This window comes from Nonomuraea sp. MTCD27 (assembly GCF_041950495.1).
GTDB lineage: Bacteria > Actinomycetota > Actinomycetes > Streptosporangiales > Streptosporangiaceae > Nonomuraea.
In genome coordinates, this window is sequence record NZ_JBGNUW010000002.1 from 165181 (window position 1) to 184877 (window position 19697).

18 protein-coding genes are annotated in these 19697 nt (G+C 72.9%); 11 read left to right on the plus strand and 7 right to left on the minus strand.

The genetic code is table 11. From position 1 onward, the window contains the following. Positions 1-53 precede the first annotated feature (53 nt). The gene (locus ACBJ59_RS05235; RefSeq protein ID WP_375109031.1) at positions 54-1547 is read left to right on the plus strand and encodes a helix-turn-helix domain-containing protein; all 1494 of its coding nucleotides are present in this window, start codon (positions 54-56) and stop codon (positions 1545-1547) included. Positions 1548-1550: 3 nt separating this feature from the next. Here ACBJ59_RS05235 and ACBJ59_RS05240 read toward each other — a convergent pair whose 3' ends face one another. Continuing rightward, positions 1551-4469, minus strand: coding sequence for a BTAD domain-containing putative transcriptional regulator (locus ACBJ59_RS05240; protein ID WP_375109032.1), 2919 nt, complete (start codon positions 4467-4469; stop codon positions 1551-1553). Between the two features lie 472 nt (positions 4470-4941). Here ACBJ59_RS05240 and ACBJ59_RS05245 point away from each other — a divergent pair, with 472 nt between their 5' ends. From ACBJ59_RS05245 to ACBJ59_RS05260, 4 genes are all read left to right on the plus strand, one after another. Next, positions 4942-6225, plus strand: a complete 1284-nt coding sequence (locus ACBJ59_RS05245) for a helix-turn-helix domain-containing protein (RefSeq protein ID WP_375109033.1) — start codon at positions 4942-4944, stop codon at positions 6223-6225. A 61-nt stretch (positions 6226-6286) separates the two neighbouring features. Beyond that, positions 6287-6907 carry a copper resistance protein CopC gene (locus tag ACBJ59_RS05250; RefSeq protein WP_375109034.1) on the plus strand — a complete coding sequence of 207 codons (621 nt, stop codon included), beginning with the start codon at positions 6287-6289 and terminating at the stop codon, positions 6905-6907. After that, complete coding sequence (locus ACBJ59_RS05255) at positions 6904-8880, plus strand: cytochrome c oxidase assembly protein (protein WP_375109035.1); 1977 nt, start codon at positions 6904-6906, stop codon at positions 8878-8880. The genes ACBJ59_RS05250 and ACBJ59_RS05255 overlap by 4 nt, the downstream gene beginning before the upstream one ends. Before the next feature lie 210 nt (positions 8881-9090). Continuing rightward, on the plus strand, positions 9091-9480 hold the full coding sequence (locus ACBJ59_RS05260) for a sensor histidine kinase (protein ID WP_375109036.1): 390 nt from the start codon (positions 9091-9093) through the stop codon (positions 9478-9480). A gap of 103 nt (positions 9481-9583) precedes the next feature. On the opposite strand, the gene map is transcribed toward ACBJ59_RS05260, so the two are convergent. Next, positions 9584-10432: a type I methionyl aminopeptidase gene (gene map / locus ACBJ59_RS05265; protein ID WP_375109037.1), complete on the minus strand. Its 849-nt coding sequence runs from the start codon at positions 10430-10432 to the stop codon at positions 9584-9586. A 32-nt stretch (positions 10433-10464) separates the two neighbouring features. Between map and ACBJ59_RS05270 the strand changes: the two genes are divergently transcribed. After that, positions 10465-10641 carry a hypothetical protein gene (locus ACBJ59_RS05270; RefSeq protein ID WP_364113667.1) on the plus strand — a complete coding sequence of 59 codons (177 nt, stop codon included), beginning with the start codon at positions 10465-10467 and terminating at the stop codon, positions 10639-10641. A 54-nt stretch (positions 10642-10695) separates the two neighbouring features. Here the strand turns inward: ACBJ59_RS05270 and ACBJ59_RS05275 are convergent, their stop codons facing one another. Together ACBJ59_RS05275 and ACBJ59_RS05280 are read right to left on the minus strand one after the other, a co-directional pair. After that, on the minus strand, positions 10696-11343 hold the full coding sequence (locus tag ACBJ59_RS05275) for a cyclase family protein (protein ID WP_375109038.1): 648 nt from the start codon (positions 11341-11343) through the stop codon (positions 10696-10698). Beyond that, positions 11340-11594 carry a hypothetical protein gene (locus ACBJ59_RS05280; RefSeq protein ID WP_375109039.1) on the minus strand — a complete coding sequence of 85 codons (255 nt, stop codon included), beginning with the start codon at positions 11592-11594 and terminating at the stop codon, positions 11340-11342. The genes ACBJ59_RS05275 and ACBJ59_RS05280 overlap by 4 nt, the downstream gene beginning before the upstream one ends. A 72-nt stretch (positions 11595-11666) precedes the next feature. Here ACBJ59_RS05280 and ACBJ59_RS05285 point away from each other — a divergent pair, with 72 nt between their 5' ends. Continuing rightward, the gene (locus ACBJ59_RS05285) at positions 11667-12614 is read left to right on the plus strand and encodes a LysR family transcriptional regulator (RefSeq protein WP_375109040.1); all 948 of its coding nucleotides are present in this window, start codon (positions 11667-11669) and stop codon (positions 12612-12614) included. Between the two features lie 19 nt (positions 12615-12633). On the opposite strand, the gene ACBJ59_RS05290 is transcribed toward ACBJ59_RS05285, so the two are convergent. After that, positions 12634-13212, minus strand: a complete 579-nt coding sequence (locus ACBJ59_RS05290) for a hypothetical protein (protein WP_375109041.1) — start codon at positions 13210-13212, stop codon at positions 12634-12636. Positions 13213-13381: 169 nt separating this feature from the next. Between ACBJ59_RS05290 and ACBJ59_RS05295 the strand changes: the two genes are divergently transcribed. Together ACBJ59_RS05295 and npdG are read left to right on the plus strand one after the other, a co-directional pair. Further along, positions 13382-14524, plus strand: coding sequence for a lipase family protein (locus ACBJ59_RS05295; RefSeq protein WP_375109042.1), 1143 nt, complete (start codon positions 13382-13384; stop codon positions 14522-14524). 57 nt (positions 14525-14581) lie between these two features. Then, positions 14582-15235: an NADPH-dependent F420 reductase gene (npdG, locus tag ACBJ59_RS05300; protein ID WP_375109043.1), complete on the plus strand. Its 654-nt coding sequence runs from the start codon at positions 14582-14584 to the stop codon at positions 15233-15235. Positions 15236-15338: 103 nt separating this feature from the next. Here npdG and ACBJ59_RS05305 read toward each other — a convergent pair whose 3' ends face one another. Further along, a complete protein-coding gene (locus ACBJ59_RS05305; RefSeq protein WP_375109044.1) occupies positions 15339-16025 on the minus strand; it encodes an alpha/beta hydrolase in 687 nt (228 codons plus the stop codon). 13 nt (positions 16026-16038) lie between these two features. Next, the gene (locus tag ACBJ59_RS05310) at positions 16039-17460 is read right to left on the minus strand and encodes a PLP-dependent aminotransferase family protein (RefSeq protein WP_375109045.1); all 1422 of its coding nucleotides are present in this window, start codon (positions 17458-17460) and stop codon (positions 16039-16041) included. Between the two features lie 60 nt (positions 17461-17520). Here ACBJ59_RS05310 and ACBJ59_RS05315 point away from each other — a divergent pair, with 60 nt between their 5' ends. Both ACBJ59_RS05315 and ACBJ59_RS05320 read left to right on the plus strand, forming a co-directional pair. Further along, on the plus strand, positions 17521-18714 hold the full coding sequence (locus tag ACBJ59_RS05315; RefSeq protein WP_375109046.1) for a trans-sulfuration enzyme family protein: 1194 nt from the start codon (positions 17521-17523) through the stop codon (positions 18712-18714). A gap of 36 nt (positions 18715-18750) precedes the next feature. Continuing rightward, positions 18751-19677, plus strand: a complete 927-nt coding sequence (locus ACBJ59_RS05320; RefSeq protein ID WP_375109519.1) for a threonine/serine dehydratase — start codon at positions 18751-18753, stop codon at positions 19675-19677. The last annotated feature ends 20 nt before the right edge of the window (positions 19678-19697 follow it).

Genomic DNA, 19697 nt, shown 5'->3' on the forward strand with positions numbered 1-19697 from the left:
CGACGTGAAATCCAGGTCAGCGGTTGTCATATCGGGCTTGTATATTCCTCCAAGTGCGCATATCTGACCTGCTGGCCATCGACGATCTGCGCCTGACGCTGCTCACCGGCGATCCCACGCGCGAGTTCGGCACGGTGCACATCACCGACCTGCCCGAGCCGGGCCGCTACCTGGGCGGTGGCGAGCTGGTGCTGACCGGGCTGATGTGGTGGCACGGGCCGGAGGACTCCGCGCGCTTCGTGGCCGCGCTGGCCGAGGCCGGGGTCGCCGCGCTGGGCGCCGGGCAGGCGTGGCTCGGCCACGTGCCCCCCGACCTGGTGGACGCGTGCCGGGCCGCCGACCTGCCGCTGGTGGAGGTGCCGGTCGAGGTGTCGTTCCGCACGGTGGCGGAGCTGGTCCTGCCCCGGCTGGCCGGCGACGTGCGCGACGCGCTCGGCCGCCACCGCAGGCTGGTCGCGGCCATCGCCGAGGGCGTCGATCTGCACGAGCTGTTCGAGCTGACCGCCGCCGAGCTGGGCGTCACCGGCGCCGTCCTGTCCGCGTCGGGCGAGGTGGTGGTCGGCGCGGCCGAGGATCCGGTACGCCTGGCGAAGGCGTACCTGACGGCCCCGCGGCTGCCGGTCCTGGTCGGCGAGCACACGATCTTCGCGGTCGGGCGCGGGCACCGCGCCGCCGGCTGGGCGCTGGCCTGCGACGGCGACCTGATGGGCCGCGCCGACCTCGGCTACGAGCTGGCCGCCTGCGTGGGTCTCGAACGCAGCCGCATGGAGGAGGGACGCCGGGTCGAGCGCCGCCTGACCGAGCAGCTCATCATGGGCGCGCTGGCCGAGGCCGGCGCCGCCGAGCTCAACGCCCGGCTGCGCACGTGCGGGATCGACGCGGCGGAGCCGTACGCGATCGTGAACGTCACCGCCCCCAGGCCGGGCGCCACCCGCGGGCCCGACCCCGCCACGCTGGGCGGCCAGGTCGTGGAGGAGCTGCTCGGCCGCGAGGTCGTGGCGGCGGCCGGCGCCGACGGCGCGGTGGCCGTGGTGCCGCTGCGCGAGCGCACCACCGCCGAGCTGGCCGGCCTCCTGCGCGCCGGCGCCGGGGTGCTCGCCGCGCTGCCCGACACCCGCCTCTGCGTCGGCCTGAGCGGCGCGCTGACCGGCGCCGCCGCCGTCAAGGGCGGCGTGGAGGAGGCCGGGCACGCCCGCCGGCTGGCCGAGGCCCGCGGCGGCGGGGTGGTGACCAGCGACGAGATCTACACCCACGCGCTGCTGCTGGCCACGGTGCCGGGCGACGTGCGCCGCTCGTTCGCCGCCCGGCTGCTGTCGCCGCTGCTCGACTACGACCGCCGGCACCAGTCCGACCTGGTGCGCACGCTCGGCATCTTCCTCGACTGCGCCGGCTCGTGGAACGCCTGCGCCGAGCAGCTCCACGTGCACGTCAACACCGTGCGCTACCGCATCCGCCGGATCGAGGAGCTGACCGGCAGGAACCTGGCCACGATGGCCGACCGGGTCGACTTCTTCCTGGCCCTGAGGGACACCGGGACGCCCCGCTAGCCGTCACGCCCTGGCCGCGCGCTCGCGGGCCGCCCGCACGGCCGCCTGCTCCTCCCTGAGCTCCTGCTCCCAGCGGACGTGACCGTGCCCCCCGCCGCCGAAGGCGGCCTCGGACAGCCACGACTGCGCCTGGGCCAGGTCACCCAGGGTCCGGTACGCCCGCGACAGCCTGATCAGGCAGCGGACGAGCGCGATCCGGTAGCCCGTGAGCTTGAGCAGCTCATGGGCGTCCAGCAGATGGGGCAGGGCTTGCTCGGGGTCGTCCAGGTCGAGGTGGCACTCGCCGATCGCCAGCTGGATCTGCCCCTTGTGCCCGGCGTCGCCCACGTCGTCGGCGTCGGCCAGCCCTTCGTACAGCGGCCTGAGCGCCTCCCCGGCGCGGCCCGCCCCCCGCAGGGCGTTGCCCATGGCCATCATCGCGTACCGCACGCCCACGCGGGCCCCGATGCTCCTGGCCAGCGGGAGCTGGCGCTCGGCCCAGGGCAGCGCCTCCGCGTGGCGCTCGGCCGTGTTGTAGGTGGTGGCCAGGTTGCCGAGCGTGCGCATCTCGCTGAAGGCGTCGCCGAGCCGCCTGGCCAGCTCCAGCTCGGCGTGGAGATGCTCGACGGCCTCGTCGATGCGTCTCAGCATGCGCAGGGAGTTGGCGAGGTTGTCGTGCGCGAGCAGCACGCTCGCGTGGTCCTCGAGCCGCAGGGCGACCCGCAGCAGCTGGGTGTCCAGCTCCAGCGCCTCGGTCATGTGGTAGGCCCGCTCCAGGTGCCAGTGCAGGCCGAGAGCGATGTTGGCGCCGAGCGCGGCGACCGCGTCGTCGGGGGACCTCAGCGCCTGTGAGGCCGCGGCGAACAGGACGGTCTCCTCCTCGAACAGCCACGCGACCGCCTCCTCGCGGTCGGCCACCGCGTGCGGCACCGCGTCGACCGGGGCCGACATCTTCGTGCGGTGCGGCTCGCTGACGTGACTGGCCAGGCGGGTCGAGGCGGCGTAGTAGGACAGCGCGCGGATCAGCGGCTCCCGGGCGTCGTCCGGGCGCAGCTCGACGGCGAAGAGCCGGACGAGGTCGTGCAGCCGGTAGCGGCCCGGGGCGCCGCGTTCGAGCAGATGGGCGTCCACCAGCCGCTCCAGGGCCGCCTCGGCCTCCGGCACCGGGGCCCCGAGCAGCGCCGCCGCCGGCTCGGCGGTCACCTCGGGCACGTGCAGGACGCCCAGCAGCGCCAGGGTGCGCGCGGCCAGCCGGTCCACCGGGCGCGAGCCGCGCTCCAACGCGTTGAGGCTGGCCGCCAGGCTGGAGCGGACGGCCAGGTCGCCCACCGAGAGCTCGTGCAGGCGCCGCCGCTCGTCGCTCAGCCGCCTCGCCAGCGCCGACACGCTCCAGTCCGGGCGGCTGGCCAGGCGGGCCCCGGCGATGCGCAGGGCCAGCGGGAGGCCGTCGCACAGGCGTACGAGCCTGGCCGTCTCCGCCTGGTCGGCCGCGACCCGGCCCGCGCCGGCGAGCTTGGCCAGCATCGTCGCCGACTCGGCGTCGGACATCCTGCGCAGCTCCACCTCGACGGCGTCCTCGCCCCATATCATGCTCTCGCGGCTGGTCACCAGCAGGGTGCTGCCGGACGGCACCGACAGCAGCGGCCGGATCTGCGCCAGGTCAGCGGCGTCGTCGAGGAGCGCCAGCACCCGCCGGCCGTGCAGCCGGGTGCGCCACATGGCCGCGGCCTCGTCGAGGTCGGCGGGCACCGCCTCGGCCGGCACACCGAGGCCCCGCAGGAAGCGGCCGAGCACGTCGAGCGCGGTCAGGGCGGACAGCTCCGGGGTGGCGCCGTGGCAGTTGACGTACAGCTGGCCGTCGGGGAAGTAGTCCTTGACCTGATGGGCGACCTGCGCGGCCAGCGCCGACTTGCCGACGCCCGGGGGCCCGGAGACGATCACCAGGGGTCCCGGCGGGGCGGCGTCCCAGGGGGCCAGGCGCACCTTGAGCCGTACGCACTCGCGTGTCCTGCCCACGAACTCGGTGAGCGGGCGGGGGAGCTGGTGCGGCACTCCAGAGGTTCCGGCCGGCGTTTCCGTGGCGGAGCCGGCGGACGTCTCACCGGACGTTGTCGCTCGGGTCCCCGCGGTCGTCGCTCCGGTCGCCGTCTCGTGGGTCGCCTTTGGTGTGGCGGGGGAGACGGTGTCGGCGCGCAGCACCATCTCGTGGCAGCGGCGCAGCCCCTCGCCCGGTGACAGGCCCAGCTCCTCGGCGAGCAGCACCCGGCCCCGCTCGTAGACCTCCAGCGCCTCCGCCCGCAGGCCCGAGTGGAACAGGGCCGTCATGAGCAGCTCGCGCACCCGCTCGCGCAGGGGATGGCGCCGGGTCAGGTCCCGCAGGTCGTCGGTGACCTCCTGGTGGCGGCCCAGCCGTAACAGGCTCTCGGCGCGGCGCTCGAGGGCGGCCAGCCGCAGGTCGTCCAGGCGGGCCCGCTCGGTCTCGGAGAAGGGACCCGACAGGCCGCTCAGCGCGGTGCCGCGCCACATCGCCAGGGCCTCGTCGAGCTGCCGCACCGCCTGACGGTCGTCGCCCTCGCCCTGCGCCAGCCGGGACCGCCTGACCAGGTCGGCGAAGAGCAGCGCGTCCACCTGCGCGGGCTCCAGGCGTAAGACGTAACCGGCCGTGGTGCCGGCCAGCACCCGTGACGGCTCGCGGTGGCCGCGGTCGGGCTCGAAGGCGCGGCGCAGGCCCGCGATGTAGGTGTAGACGCTCTGCTCGGCGTTGCGCGGGGCCCCGTCGCCCCAGATCCCGGCGACCAGGCGGTCCATCGGGACGGGCCGGGCCGCCGATGTGGCGAGGACGGCCAGGACGGTCTGCTGACGGGGCGGGCCGATGTCGAGGGACAGGGAGCCGCGGGTGGCCGTCACCGCGCCCAGGACGCGGATGAAGATCTCCTCGCTCACGCCGCCCTCCGCTGCCGGTCCGAACCCGTTGTCAAGCAGGCAGCGTAATCGCTCTCCCGCGGTCGTCCAGGCAACGATGTGATGTAGATCGAATGTAGAGCCCCCGCGTTAGACTGGCGGCAGCGTTTGGGGACGGGGAGAAGATCTCGCGGGGAAGAGGGGATGCATCGCGGTGCGGTGCCGGTCTTCCGTATGGGGAGGCCCGGCCTGCCGGGGCACGGTGCGGTGTCGGCCGACGGCAGGCGGACGCATCCCCCCTCACCCGGACCTCACGTCAGCAGCAGGTGCTGTCGTCCATGCTCCCGTAGAGGGAAGACGTAGCGGCGCTCGCGGCCGTAGCATTACCTCCAACGGTCACCGCGACCGCTAGCGCGGCGACTAGAGCGGACAGGGCAAGACGCATTCGCATGGGGTTCTTCTCCCTCGCCTGTGTGGGGTTGCTCGGACATTATTTTCTCAGGGAGCGACGACTGTGACCACATCTGACCTGGTCGGACTCCGTATTAAGACGGTTCGGCGACAACGCGGCCTGTCACAGGCGCAGCTGGCGCACCCCGAGTTGTCGGACAGTTACGTCTCGTTGATCGAGAGTGGCAAGCGTACCCCGACCCCTGCGGTTCTGGAGCTGCTGGCCCAGAAACTGGACTGCTCGCTGTCCTATCTGATCAACGGCGTGACCGCGGAGCAGATGGAGGACATAGAGCTGGCCCTCGGCTATGCGCGGCTGGCGCTCGAGAACGGCGAGGTCCAGGAGGCCCGCACCCGCTTCGCCGAGCTGCTGGCGAACAATAACCTGACAGGGCTCACCGGCCTTCGTCAAGAAACGGAGTTCGGGCTGGCCCTGGCCACCGAGGCCTGCGGCGAGCTCGACGAGGCGATCTCCATCCTGCTCAGGCTGCGCGAGGAGGACCAGTCGCCCGAGCGTCGCATCGAGATCGCCATGGTGCTCTGCCGCTGCTACAAGGAGAGCGAGCGGATGACCGAGGCCGTCGAGGTGGGCGAGCAGATGCTGGCCGGCAACACCCGCCAGCCCTGGACCGACCAGCTCGTCGAGCTGGCCGCCACCCTCCTGGCGGCCTACGTGCTGCGCGGCGACCTGCTGCGGGCCCGCCAGTTCGCGGCCGAGCTGCTCAACGCGGCCGACGCGCTCGGCACCCCGCGCTCGATCGTGGCGGCCAACTGGAACGCCTCGACCGTCGCCTACGCCACCGGCCACAACGAGGAGGCGCTCTCCTTCGCCGAGCGCGCCATGGCGGTCCAGGTGGAGACCGGCCAGCCGCGCAGCATCGCGAGGCTGCGGATCACGCTCCTGCAGCGCCGGCTCAGGGCCCGCCCGGCCGAGGTGGAGTCCGTACGCGACGGGCTGCGCGCGGCGGTCGTCGAGCACGAGCAGACCTCGACCAGCCGGACCGACCGGGCCCGCTGCCACGTCGAGCTGGCCTTCGCCGAATACATGGCCGGCAACTACGACAAGGCCGTCGAGCACGCCGTGACCGGCAGGAGCCTGGTGCCCGAGTTCGGTCACGTGCTCGGCGCCGAGGCCAACCTCCTGCTGGGCCGGATCTACGGCGCCGTCGGCCGCGAGGGCGAGGCGTCCGGGCACGTGGCGTCGGTGCGCGACTGGCTCACCCCGCTGCCGCACTCCCGCCGTCCCGCCGCCATGTGGTACGCCACGGCCGAGACCATGGAGCAGCTCGGCGACTCCGACGGGGCCGTGGAGGCATACCAGCGGGCACTGGCCTGCGCCGGGCTGTAGGGCACCGGTTCGCGGAGCGAAGTCCGGACCGGGCGGCGGCGTCGGTAGCCTTGGGGATGCCATGAAGAGAACCCCACTCGCGGCCCTCACCGCGATTCTCGCCGCCGCCCTGCTCGTGTTCGGCTCCGCCGCGCCCGCGCTGGCCCACGACGCGCTCAAGAGCAGCTCCCCGGCCAAGGGCGCCAAGGTCAAGTCGCTGGAGGAGGTCAGGCTCGAGTTCACCGCCAAGGTGCGCATGCCGTTCGTCATCGTGCGCGGCGACGGTGACGCCGAGCACCAGCGCGGCAAGCCCGAGCTGGACGGCGCGGTGGTGACACAGGCCGTCGACGGGCCGCTGCCCGACGGGAAATACACGATCGCCTACCGGGTCGTGTCCTCCGACGGGCACCCGATCGAGGGGGAGATCCCGTTCCGGGTGGAGGGGGCGGAGCCACCGTCCCCCAGCCCCAGCGCCTCTGCCACCGCTCCTGAGGCGCAGAGCAGCGCTCCGGCCGCCGAGACGGCCCCGAGCGCGAGCCCGCCGTCCCCCGCCGGGAGCCCGGCCGGGAGTTCCGCCGCGGCGGCCGAGCAGGCCTCCGCCGCCCAGGACGTCTCCTTCCCGGTCTGGCTGATCATCGTGATCGGCGCCCTGGTCGGCATCGGCATCGGCTTCCTGCTCAGCGGCCGGAGAAAGAAGCCATGAGCCGGGCGGCGCGCCTCGCGCTCGCGGCCACGGCGGCCGCGATCGTCGCCCTGGTCATCGGCATGATCGCCGGAGGCAGGGCGTTCCCCAGGATCATTCCCGGGCTGCCCGACTCCGGCGCGGTCGTCAGGTGGGGCCTGCCGCTGTCCAAGCTGCTCATGGACGCGGCCGGCGTGGTCACCGTCGGCCTGCTGCTCATGGCCGCCGCGCTGCTGCCCAACGACAAGGGCGTGCTCGGCAAGAGCGCGCTCGACTACGTCAAGGCCGCGTCGTGGGCGGCGCTGGTGTGGGCCGGGTCGGCGTTCTTCGCCATCGTGTTCGGCGCCGCCGAGTCCATCGGCAGGACCGTGCCCCAGATCCTCGAGCGCACCATCCTGACCAGCTACGCCACCCAGACCACGCAGGGCGTCGCGCTGACGCTCGTGGTGCTGTTCGGGGTGGCGATCGCGCTGTTCTCGCGCGGCGCCATCACCGCCGGGGCCGCCGCCGGGCTGCTGGTGTTCGCGCTGGTGACGCTGCTGCCCGCGCCGCTCACCGGGCACACCTCCTCCTCGCCCAACCACGACCTGGCCACCTCGTCGGTGTCGCTCCACCTGCTCGCGCTCGCCCTGTGGGTGGGCGGGCTCGGCGTCCTGGCGCTGCACGCGCTGCGCAAGCAGCCGCAGCTCGACGTGGCCGCGGCGCGGTTCTCCCGGATGGCGCTGTGGTGCTACGCCGGGGTGGGGCTGTCCGGCGTGTTCAGCCTGGTGGCCCGGCTGGGCGCGGTCTCCGACCTGTGGACCTCCGAGTACGGCCTGCTCGCCGTGGTCAAGATCGTGGCGTTCGTGCTGCTCGGCTACGTGGGCTACTGGCACCGCCAGCGCACGCTCGTGGACCTCCAGGCCGGGAAGCCGCGGGCGTTCACCCGGCTGGCCGGCGGCGAGATGCTGTTGATGTTCGCCACCGTCGGCGTGGCCGTGGCGCTGTCGCGCACGCCGCCGCCCGAATACAGCGTCCCCGCCGACCGGGCCTTCGAGCTGCTCGGTTTCCCGCTCCCGCCCGAGCTCACCCTGGGCAACCTCGCCTCCCTGTGGTGGTTCGACCTGTTCTTCGCCGTGGTGGCGGGCATGCTGGCCGGGCTCTACGGGGCCGGCGTGCTGCGGCTGCTCCGGCGCGGTGACAGCTGGTCATGGGGCCGCACCGCCTCCTGGTACGTGGGCGTGGCCCTGCTCGTGATCGCCACGCAGAGCGGCCTGGCGCGCTACGCCAAGGTCATGTTCGACGTGCACATGATCGAGCACATGACGCTGTCCATGATCGTGCCGATCTTCCTCGTCCTCGGCGGCCCCGTCACGCTGGCCCTGCGCGCGCTCAAGCCGGCGGCCAGGAGGGGCGACCGGGGGCCGCGGGAGTGGGTCACCACGATCCTGCACAGCCGGTTCACCAAGGTCATCACGCATCCGGTGGTGGCCACGTCGATCTTCATCGCCTCGACGTACGCGCTCTACTTCACGCCGCTGTTCGAGTCGGCCATGAACGAGCACCTCGGGCACATCTGGATGACCCTGCACTTCCTGATCAGCGGGAGCCTGTTCTTCTGGATGATCATCGGGGTCGATCCCGGGCCCAACAAGCTCCCGTACGTGTGGCGGCTGCTGATGCTCTTCGTCACGATGCCGTTCCACGCCTTCTTCGGCATCGCGCTGATGATGATGGGCTCGGTGATCGCCTCGGGCTGGTACGAGCAGCTCGGGCGGACGTGGGGCGACAGCCTGCTGCAGACGCAGCAGGACGGCGGGGCCATCGCGTGGGGGTTCGGCGAGATCCCGACGCTCATCGTGCTGCTGGCCATCGCCGTGCAGTGGTACAAGGACGATGACAGGCAGGCCCGGCGCACTGACCGCCGGGTCGACCGGGCCGGCGCAGGGGACCCCGAACTCGACTCCTACAACGCCTATCTCGCCCGTCTCAACCGTGCTGACAAGGGCGAGTAGCCGTTCGGCCATGGCCTGCTACCTTCCGACAACAAGTCTCAGGACCGCCAGGTAGCCTTTCTTTCAGGGGAGACGGGCATAACCCCATCAGCTAGCGTGCGCAGGCCTTGAGGGGGGATGCGCACCGCGAGGTTGGGAGCGCCGGAGTGGGGACCGGCGTGGGCCCGGGGTGCCAAGGAAGGCGAGAACCAATTGTCGGAAGAGACGCGGATGCGCGGGGGGCAGAGTCTGGCCGAGGCGCTCGAGAGCTATCTCGCCGAGTGGTCGGAGCGCACCGGAATCGCGGTCGAGACGTGGGCGCTGCCCACGACCGACGTGCCCTCGCGCGTCTCGGAAGGCGTCATGGCGGTCATGCGGGAGGCGCTGTCCAACGTGGAGCTGCACAGCAGGGCCCGGACCGTGTCCATCGCCGTGACGGCGGGCAGGAGCGGGCTGCGCATGACCGTCAGCGACAACGGTCAGGGGTTTCCCGCGACGGGGGCCGGGCGGGGGATCGCCCGGATGCGGGCGGCTTTCGCGGAGATCGGCGGGAGCCTTTCGGTGAACAGCGTGCATGGCGAGGGCACCACGGTGACCGGGGTGGTGCCCCGGCACAAGTGACCGCCTCACCGTCCTGCCGGCCTCGCATGCCTGGCCTGGCCGGACGGGTGTGGCGAGGGGCGGCCGGCGCGTGGTGCCGCACCTCGGGCCGTGCGCTGGGTGGTCAGGGGAGGGTGAGGATTTCGCTGCCGCTGTCCGTGACCACGATCGTGTGCTCGAACTGGGCCGTGCGCTTGCGGTCCTTGGTCACCGCCGTCCACTTGTCCGGCCAGATCTCGTACTCGATCGTGCCCAGCGTCAGCATGGGCTCGATCGTGAACGTCATCCCGGGCACCAGCTCCACCCGCAACGACGGGTCGTCGTAGTGGGGCACCATGAGGCCGGAGTGGAAGCTCGTGCCGATCCCGTGGCCGGTGAAGTCGCGCACCACGCCGTAGCCGAAGCGCTTGGCGTACGCCTCGATGACGCGGCCCACCACGTTGAGCTGGCGGCCGGGCGCGACCGCCCTGATGGCGCGCATCATCGCCTCGCGCGTGCGCTCCACCAGCAGCCGCGACTCCTCGTCCACCTCGCCCACCAGGTAGGTGGCGTCGGTGTCGCCGTGGACGCCGCCGATGAAGGCGGTGATGTCGACGTTGACGATGTCGCCGTCGCGCAGCACGGTGTCGTCGGGGATGCCGTGGCAGATGACCTCGTTGATCGAGGTGCACAGCGACTTCGGATAGCTCTTGTAGCCCAGCGTGCTCGGGTAGGCGTTGTGGTCGATGAGGAACTCGTGGCCGATCCGGTCGAGCTCGTCGGTCGTGACGCCCGGCCGGACGTGCTTGCCGACCTCCTCGAGGGCCTGGGCGGCGATCCGGCCCGCGACCCGCATGCGCTCGATCGTCTCGGGGTTCTTCACGTCGGACTCGCCGGTCTTGGGGCGCTTCTTGCCGACGTACTCCGGCCGCTCGATGTGCGCGGGGACCTTTCGCATGGGCGAGACTCGCCCTGGCTGGAGCAGTGTCGTCATGAAACACGAGTCTACGGGGCAGAATTGACCTCGTGAGCGAAGGCCAATGGTGGTTCTGTCTCAAGCACATGCGGGTCGAGCCCGACCAGGGCTGCCCCAACAAGGATCGGATGGGTCCCTACGCGTCGGAGCAGGAGGCTGCCGGGGCGCTGCAGCGCGCCGCCGACCGCAACAAGGCATGGGACGAGGCCGACCAGGACGACGAGTGACGGCCGAGTGACGGCTGGATGACGGCTGGGGTGCGACGCGGTAGGGCCCGACGGTCAGGGCACGACGGCGTACGCCCTGACGGGGAACGTGCCCATGCCGGCGACCATCGGTGGCGCGGCGTGGAAACGGAAGCCCTCGCCGGGCAGCGCCGCCAGGCCGGTCATGTGCTCCACCAGGGGGATCCCCGCCGCGAGCAGGATCGTGTGCGCGGGGCGTTCGCCGTGCGGCGGGGTGTCGTCGATGTTCAGGGAGTCGATCCCGACCAGCGCCGCGCCCTGCTCCGCCAGCCAGGCGGCCGATTCGGGGGCGAGGTAGGGGTGGTCGTGGAAGTACGCGTCCGTGCCGAAGTGGCGGTCCCAGCCGGTGTGGATCAGCACGGCCCGTCCCCGTACGTCCAGCCCCCGGTCCACGTGCACCGCGCGGCCCTGCCCTTGGGCGCGCACGACCAGGCCGGGCAGGTCGGCGAGCTTCGACAGCGGCACCTGTGACAGGTCCGGGCCGTCGGCGTAGCGGTGGTGGGGCGTGTCCAGGTAGGTGCCGGTGTTGGCGGCCAGGAAGATCGTGCCGATGTGGAACTCCGTGCCCGGCGCGTACACCTCGCGGGAGTCCTCCCTGCTCAGGTGCACCCCCAGCCGGGGTCCCGGAATGCCGGGGTAGGTGATCATGCCGTCGGTGATGCGGTGGCTGAGCTCGACGATCACTTGGCCGCCACCCCCATCCGCGCGAGCTTGACCAGGGCGACGACGCCGATGGCGGCCCACACCAGGTTGAGCCCGGCTGACGGCCAGGCGGCGCTGTAGGCGCTGTTGATCATGAGACCGAGCGAGCCGGTGAGGTTGACGAGCTGGTACGCCACCCCGTCCCCCGACAGGCGGGATGACGAGACGAGGGCGTAGCCGGCCAGCAGCAGGGCGGCGCCGATCCAGCCGACGGCGGCGAGCAGGAGATCCATGGCCGATATTGTCGGGAGCCGCGGCGATTAGCACAAATAACGAAATCTGAAGTCCAGCGTAAGCTGACCTGCATGGACATCGACCCTCGGCGGCTGCGCGTCCTGCACGAGGTCGCCCGGCGCGGTGGTGTGATGCGGGCCGCCGAGGCGCTCTTCCTGACGCCCTCCGCCGTCTCCCAGCAGCTCGCCCAGCTCGAACGCGAGGTCGGGCTCGCGCTCATCGACCGCTCCCAGCGCAGCGTCTCGCTCACCCCGGCGGGGCGGGTGCTGGCGGGGTACGCCGAGCGGGTGGAGGAGGAGTTGATCGAGGCCAAGCGGGAGCTCACCCGGTTCACCGAGCGGCTGGCCGGGCCCGTGCGCATCGCCGCCTTCCCCACCGTGATCAAGCACGTGCTGGTGCCCGCGATGCGCGAGCTGGCCGTACGCCATCCCAAGATCACGCCGGTCATCCACGAGATCTACGGGCAGCCGGCGCTGCAGGAGTTACGGCTGGGGGCGGTGGACGTGCTCATCACCGAGCAGGACATGAGCCTGCCCGTCCTGTCGCAGCCGTCGCTGAACACCCGGCTGCTCTACGTGGACGAATACCGCATCGTGGTGCCCCCGGGCTGGCCCGACCCGCCGTCCACGGTCGCCGACCTCATGCGGCGGCCCTGGGTGGCGAGCGAGCCGAGCCAGGCGTGCGGGCAGGCGCTGGAGCGGCTGGCGGGGCTGCACGGGTTCGAGCCGCGCAAGGTGCACGTCATCACCGAGTTCGGGCCGACGCTGGCGCTGGTGGCGGCCGGGCACGGGGTGGCGATCGTGCCGGCGCTGGCGCTGCTGGACGTGCCGGAGGGGGAGGTGCGGGTGAGCGACGTACGTGACGTGGGGGCGCGCCGGCTGGACGCCGTCACCAGGGTCAGCCGTACGCGGTCGGGGGAGCCGGACCCCGTGCAGGCCGTCGTGATCGGGGCGATCGAGGAGGCGACCGCGGCGCTGGAGGCGTCGCTGCGCGGACGTCTCGGAGAGCCGGTTCCCTGAACCGCCGCCGGGCGGGGCTCTAGTCGGTGATCCTGGGGCCGCTGACCTTCTCCAGGAGGCGGGCCAGGCGCTCGCGCAGGCCCGGGCGCTGCTCCACCTCGCCGGCCGCCGCGCTCACCAGGTGTTGTGCCCCGTCGAACGTCACCGGCCCGGCGCGCGGCACCGCGATCGCGTCGTGCGCCAGCCCGGCCAGCTCCGGGTCGCCGCCCTCGATCGCCAGGATGGTCGCCCCCGTGCGCCGCGCGTCGTCGACGCGTTCGAGCAGCGGGACCGGTGCCTGCTGCTCCGTCAGCACGAACAGCGTCTCCCCGCGGGCCGCCCGCTCCAGGCGGTCGAGCCCGACCGCCAGGTGGGCGGGCGCGCCGGCGGGCGGTGCCCAGCGCACCAGGGTGGGGGTGAGCTGGGGCAGGCCGGAGAGCCTTGCCTCGTCGCTCAGGTGTGCGGTCACGTGCCAGGGCTCGTCGTCGGGGCTGCCCACCACCAGCAGGCCGCCGGGCGAGCGGGTGGCGCGCAGGGCCAGGCCCAGCTCACGGGCGCGTTCGAGCCAGCCGGTCTCGGCCAGGAGTTCGCGCAGGAGGGCCACCGATCCTGAGTCCATGGCTCCATGGTGCCCGACGGGCATCCGGGGGGTGGTTGATTCGCGAGTGATGTATTGACACGAGGTGTGTTCACCGGTCATTTCGGGCCTTGACATTGAGTTACCCTCGGGTAACGATCGGCTCGCGGCGCCGCCGTCCCAAAGTGGTCCTCACGGAGAGGGGCGGCACATGACCTTACGTGTGCGCGTCAGCATGTCCATGATCCTGTTATCGATCATGTCGCTCACCGCGGCGCCGGCCCGCGCCGCGGCCCCCGGAGACGTCGTCTCCGCCCAGCCCACCACCGTCTACCTGCTGCCGGGCAAGCTGCTCGAGGTCCCGGTCAACGCCTGGCACCTCCGCTACACCTCCACCTCCGCCACCGGCTCGCCCAACACGGTCTCCGGCACCCTGCTCGTGCCGAAGTCCGGCTACCCGCTCGGCGCGCGCCCGATCATCGGGTACGCGTTCGGCACCCACGGACTCGGCGACCAGTGCGCCCCCTCGGTCAGCATGAGCCAGGGCAGGGAGGCCGAGCTGGCGCTGGTGAGCCTGTTCCTGCTCAAGGGGTTCGCGGTCGCGATGACCGACTACGAGGGGCTCGGCACGCCCGGTCAGCACACGTACATGGCCGGGATCTCGCAGGGGCACGCCGTGCTCGACGCGATCAGGGCCGCCACCCGCGTGTCCGGGGCCGGCCTGTCCGGCCGGGCGCCCGTCGGCGTCATGGGGTACTCGCAGGGCGGCGCGTCCGCCGGGTGGGCCGCGCAGCTCCAGCCGTCGTACGCACCCGAGCTCCGGCTGCGCGGCGTGGCGGCCGGCGGGGTGCCGGCCGACCTGCACGCGGTCGCGATCCACCTGGACGGCAGCCCCGACTTCGGCCTGGGCGCGGCGGCCGGGGTGGGGCTCGACGCCGCCTACCCCGAGCTCGACCTCGAGGCCGACCTCAACGACCGGGGCCGGGCGCTGCTCGCCGACGCCGCCGACGACTGCGTGGGCGACCTCGGCAAGCTCGCCGGGCTCCGCTTCGCCGACCTGAGCCCGATCGACCTGCTCAACCAGCCCAAGTGGCTGGTGCGCCTGGCCGAGAACCGGCTGGGGGCCACGGCGCCGCGGGTGCCGATGTTCCTGTACCACGCGCGGGGCGACCAGATCATCCCGCTCGCGGTCGGGTCCACGCTGCGCTCGGAGTACTGCCGGGCCGGCGTGAACGTGCGCTGGGCCGCGCTGCCCGCGCCGGACCACGTCACGGGCGCCATCGAGGGCGGCCCGCTGGCCATCGAGTGGCTGGCGCTGCGGATCCTGGGGCTGCCCGCCTTCGGTAACTGTTAGAGGGGAACACCGGGCCCGCCCGGTCGCCGGACCGGGCGGGCCTGACATGATCTGGCTATGACAGAGGTGAACGGGCTTTCCATCGGCATCCTCGGCGGCACCGGCGACCAGGGGAAGGGGCTGGCGCGGCGGTTCGCGCTGGCCGGGCATCCGGTGCTCATCGGGTCGCGCAGCGCCCAGCGTGCCCAGGAGGCGGCCGACTCCATCGGGGCGGGCGCGTCCGGTGACGAGAACGCCGCCGTGGCGGCGCGGGCCGACATCGTGATCGTCGCGGTGCCGTACGAAGGGCACAAGGCGTTGCTGGAGTCCCTGCGGGGCGAGCTGGCCGGGAAGATCGTGGTCGACTGCGTCAACCCGCTCGGCTTCGACAAGCAGGGGGCGTACGCGCTGCCGGTCGAGGAGGGCAGCGCCGCGCAGCAGGCCGCGGCCGTGCTGCCGGACAGCCGGGTGGTGGCGGCCTTCCACCACGTGTCGGCCGTGGTGCTGATGGATCCGGCGGTGGACAAGGTCGACCTGGACGTGCTGGTGCTGGGCGACGACCGCGAGGCCACCGACACGGTGCAGGCGCTGGCCGAGGTCATCCCGGGGGTGCGCGGGGTCTACGGCGGGCGGTTGCGCAACGCCCACCAGATCGAGGCGCTGACCGCCAACATCATCTCGGTGAACCGCCGCTACAAGGCGCACGCCGGGCTGCGCATCACCGACATCTGATCCGCGATCGCCTCGGTCGGGTGGTCGCGTACCGGGCCGGGGGCCGGGTGAAGGCGGGGCGGTCTCCGCGGCCGGGTCTCCGCGGGCCGGGCCGGTGCGGTGTTCAGGACTTCCGGGAGAGTTTCAGCAGCGCGTCCGTGACGGCCTCGGGATCGACGATCTGGTGCAGGTGCATGCCGGGCACCCGGGTGACCGGCCAGCCCCGGCGGGCGGCCTCCTCGGCGACCCCGTCGTACGGCGGGCCGAACCACAGGCACGAGCACCTGACGTCGTCCCACCCGGCCGGCACGGGGATCGCCTGCGTGTAGTAGTCGAGCGGCAGCCGCGGCTGCTCGGCCGCCACCCGGATGCGCACGGCGGGATCGGGCAGCATGGCCACCACGTCCTCCTCGTCCCACCAGTCGGTCCAGCGGGGCAACACCCCGTCGGGGCCGGCCAGGTCGTGCAGGAACGGCAGGAACCCCTCCTCGGCCGTCCTGACCAGGCCCTCGCGCGGCGGGATGTGCGCGTCGGCGAACACGCAGGCCACCACCCGCTCGCCCAGCCCCTCCTTGATCGCGGGCAGGAAGAACCCGGCGTTGCTGTGCGCGGCCAGCACGACCGGGGTGTCGGGGGTGGCGGCGCGCACCGTCTCCACGATCCGCGGCCAGTAGGGCGCCCCGCCCGTCGCGACCCCGGTCAGGTCGGGCACCACCGCCGCGTGTCCCCGGCGCTCAAGCGACTCGGCCACGGGACCCCACGTCGAGGGCCCGACGGAGGGGCTGTGCACGAGTACGAACGTCGTCTGCATGTGACCCACCCTTTCAGACGACCAAGGTGTGACGGGAGACCGTGCGCCCCGCCCCGTCGAAGGAAGCCCAGGCCACGGCCAGGTTGTTCACCGCTCGCGAAAGCTCCTCCTCCGGGAACAGGAAGTGCAGCCGCATGTGGTCGGCGTGCCCGCCCACCGGATCGAACGACCTGCCGGGCGGCACCGCGACCCCGTGCCTGAGCGCCACCTGGGCGAAGGAGTCGACGTCGCCGCGCGGGATGCGCACCCAGATGGTCTGCCCGCCGAGCGCGGGCTCGAACGTCCAGGACGGCAGTCGGGCCCGTAGCTCGGCGCAGAGGTGGTCGTGCCGGGCGCGCAGCTTGCCGACCCGCCAGGCGCGTACCTCGTCCAGGCGGCGCAGCAGCGCGACGGCCGCGTACTGGCTGAAGATCTCGCCGCCGAGGTCGTGCACCGCGCGCAGCCGGGCCAGGCGCGAGGCCAGCGGCGCCGCCGCGCGGATCCAGCCGACCCGCAGCCCGCCCCAGACCAGCTTGCTCAGCGAGCCGACCGTGATCACCTGCTCGCCCCGCGCGAACGCGGCCAGCGGCGGCGGCGTCTCGCCCGAGAAGCACAGCTCGGCGCACACCTCGTCGTCGATCAGCGGCACGTCGTGCCTGACCGCCAGCTCGGCCAGCCGCCTGCGGGAGGGGTGGTCCATGACGGCGCCGTCCGGGTTGCGGGCCGTCGGGACGAAGTAGGCCAGCGCGGGACGTTCGCGCAGGTTCTCGATGCTCGCCGCGGATCGGACGACCGCCGCCGCGTGCCGGAACACCTCCAGCGAGCCCGGGTACGTCGGCGTCTGCGTCATCACCGTGTCGCCCGGCGACACCAGCAGCCCGGCGAGCAGGGTCAGCGCCCCCTGGGCGCCCGTCGTCACGACGATCTCCTCCGGCGCCGTCGGCACCCCCCGCCCCGTGTAGTACGCGGCCAGCGCCGCCCGCAGCGCCGGGTTCCCCGCCGGCTGGTAGCCCAGGTCGCGCACCCTGGCCAGGCGTTCCCCGGCCTCGGCGTACGCCTCGAACATCGCGGGCGGCGGGTCCTGCGGGGCGGCGCAGGTCAGCAGGGCCACGTCGTCCGGCGGGTGCAGGATGTGCTGCAGCAGCGGGTTGGCCGGCACGCCGTCGGCCGTCCTCGTGGCGGGCAGGTGGAGCTCGGCCACCCTGGTGCCGCTGCCCTGCCGGCGCACCACGCGGCTCTCCTGCTGGAGCAGGTCGTACGCGGCCACCACCGTGCCCCGGCCCACCGCCAGCCGCCTGGCCAGCACCCGGTCGGGCGGCAGCGGCTGGCCCGGGGGCAGCACCCCGTCGTCGATCAGCGCCCGCAAGCGGGCGGCGAGCAGCAGGTACAGCGGCCCGCGCCCCGACGCCCACCGGCCCAGCAGATCGACGAGATCATCGAGATTGGCCCCATTCATGGACCAATTCTGGCGTATTGGCTCTGACGTTGGATCCCTTGGCGAGTGATCCTTGGTGGTATGAGCGACTTCCACCCCTCCCACCCAGAGTTGCGTCCTGAGACGAAGACCGTGCACGTGCCGCGGCCCACCATCGAGGGCAGCAGCCCGATCACCGTGCCCATCTACCAGACCTCGGGGTTCACCTTCGACGACCCCGCCGTGATGGCCGAGGCGATGGGGCGGCCGGACGGGGCGTTCGTGTACGGGCGCTACTCCAACCCGACGGTGCGCTCGCTGGAGCTGGCGGTGTCCGGGCTGGAGGGCGGCGCGGGCGCCATCGCCACGGGCTCGGGCATGGGCGCGATCAACACCGTGCTACTCGGCCTGCTCAAGCCTGGCGACCACCTCGTGGCCCAGCGCTCCCTCTACGGGGGGACCGCCGCCATGATCAACGACCTGGTGGGCAGGTTCGGGATCAGCGTCACGTACGTGCCCGAGCACGACCCCGCCGCCCTGCGCGCCGCCGTCCGGCCGGAGACCAGGCTCGTCTACCTGGAGACGATCAGCAACCCGATGACGCTGGTGGCCGACCTGCCCGGGATGTGCGCGGCGGCCCGCGAGCTGGGGATCCTGTCCGTGGTGGACAACACCTTCGCCACGCCGCTGCTGTGCCGGCCGATCGAGCACGGGGCGGACATCGTCCTCCACTCCACCACCAAGTACCTGTCCGGGCACACCGACGTCGTGGGCGGGATCGCGGTCTTCGCCGAGGCCGCGCTCCACGACAAGGTGTGGCACTTCGCGATCGAGCTGGGGGCCTCGGCCGACCCGTTCGCGGCCTGGCTGACCGTGCGCGGGCTGCAGACGCTCGCGCTGCGCATGGAACGCCACTGCTCCAACGCCCACCTCCTGGCCACCCGGCTCGCCGAGCACCCCGCCGTCACCGCCGTGCACTGGCCGGGGCTGGCCTCGCATCCCTCGTACGAGCTGGCGGGCAAGCTGCTGTCGGGGTTCGGCGGGGTGTTCTCGTTCGACCTGGCCGGCGGGCGGGCGGCGGGGGAGAAGTTCATGAGTTCCGTACGCGTCGCGCTGCTGGCCCCCTCACTCGGCGGTGTCGAGACGCTCGTCCTGCACCCGGCCAGCACCTCGCACCGCGCGCTCAGCCCCGACGAGCTGCGGCGCAGCGGCATCGGGGAGGGCACGGTGCGCATCGCCGTCGGGATCGAGCATCCCGAGGACCTGTGGGCCGACGTGACCCAGGCACTGGCATAGCCTGGTCGGGACGACTGAGGGGGAACGTTGACCACAGTGACCCACGCCGACGTGCTGGCGGCGGCCGGACGGATCGACGGGCGCGTGCTGCGCACGCCCGTCCTCGAGGTCTCTCCCGGGCTCTGGTTCAAGCTGGAGCTGCTGCAGCACTCGGGGTCCTTCAAGGTACGCGGGGCGTTCAACCGCATCCTGTCCGCCGGAGCGCTGCCGGTCACCGGGGTGATCGCGGCCAGCGGCGGCAACCACGGGCTGGCGGTGGCGTTCGCCGCCCGGGCGCTCGGGGTGCGGGCGGAGATCTTCGTGCCCGAGGTGACCAGCCCGGTGAAGGTGGCCGGGCTCCAGGCGCTGGGCGCGCACATCACGCAGGTCGGCGCCATCTACTCCGAGGCGGCCGAGGCCGCCGCCAAGCGGGCCGCCGAGACCGGGGCGCTTTCCGTGCACGCCTATGACCAGGTCGAGGTGGTGGCCGGGCAGGGGACGACCGGGCTGGAGCTCATGGAGCAGACCGGCGGGGTGGACACGGTGCTGGTGGCGGTCGGCGGTGGCGGCTTCGGGGCCGGGATCACGCTGGGCACGTCCGGCGCTTCCGGCGATGCCGGGCCGCGGATCGTGGCCGTCGAGCCCGAGCGGATCCCGACCCTTCATGAGGCGCTCCGCGCGGGCCGGCCGGTGCCGGTGCAGGTCGGCGGCGTGGCGGCCGACGCCCTGGGCGCCACCAAGCTGGGTGAGCTGGCCTTCGAGGTCCTGTCCGGGCCTCGGGTGGAGAGCGTGCTCGTGACGGACGAGGCGATCGTGGCGGCCCGGCGTACGCTCTGGGAGCGGCACCGGGTGGCGGCCGAGCACGCGGGCTCGGCCGCCTACGCGGCGCTGTTGTCGGGCGTCTACGCGCCCGCGCCGGGAGAGCGGGTGGCCGTGGTGGTGTGCGGCTCCAACACCGACCCCGCCACACTGGTCACCGGCTGACGGGCTGACCGGCTGGCCGG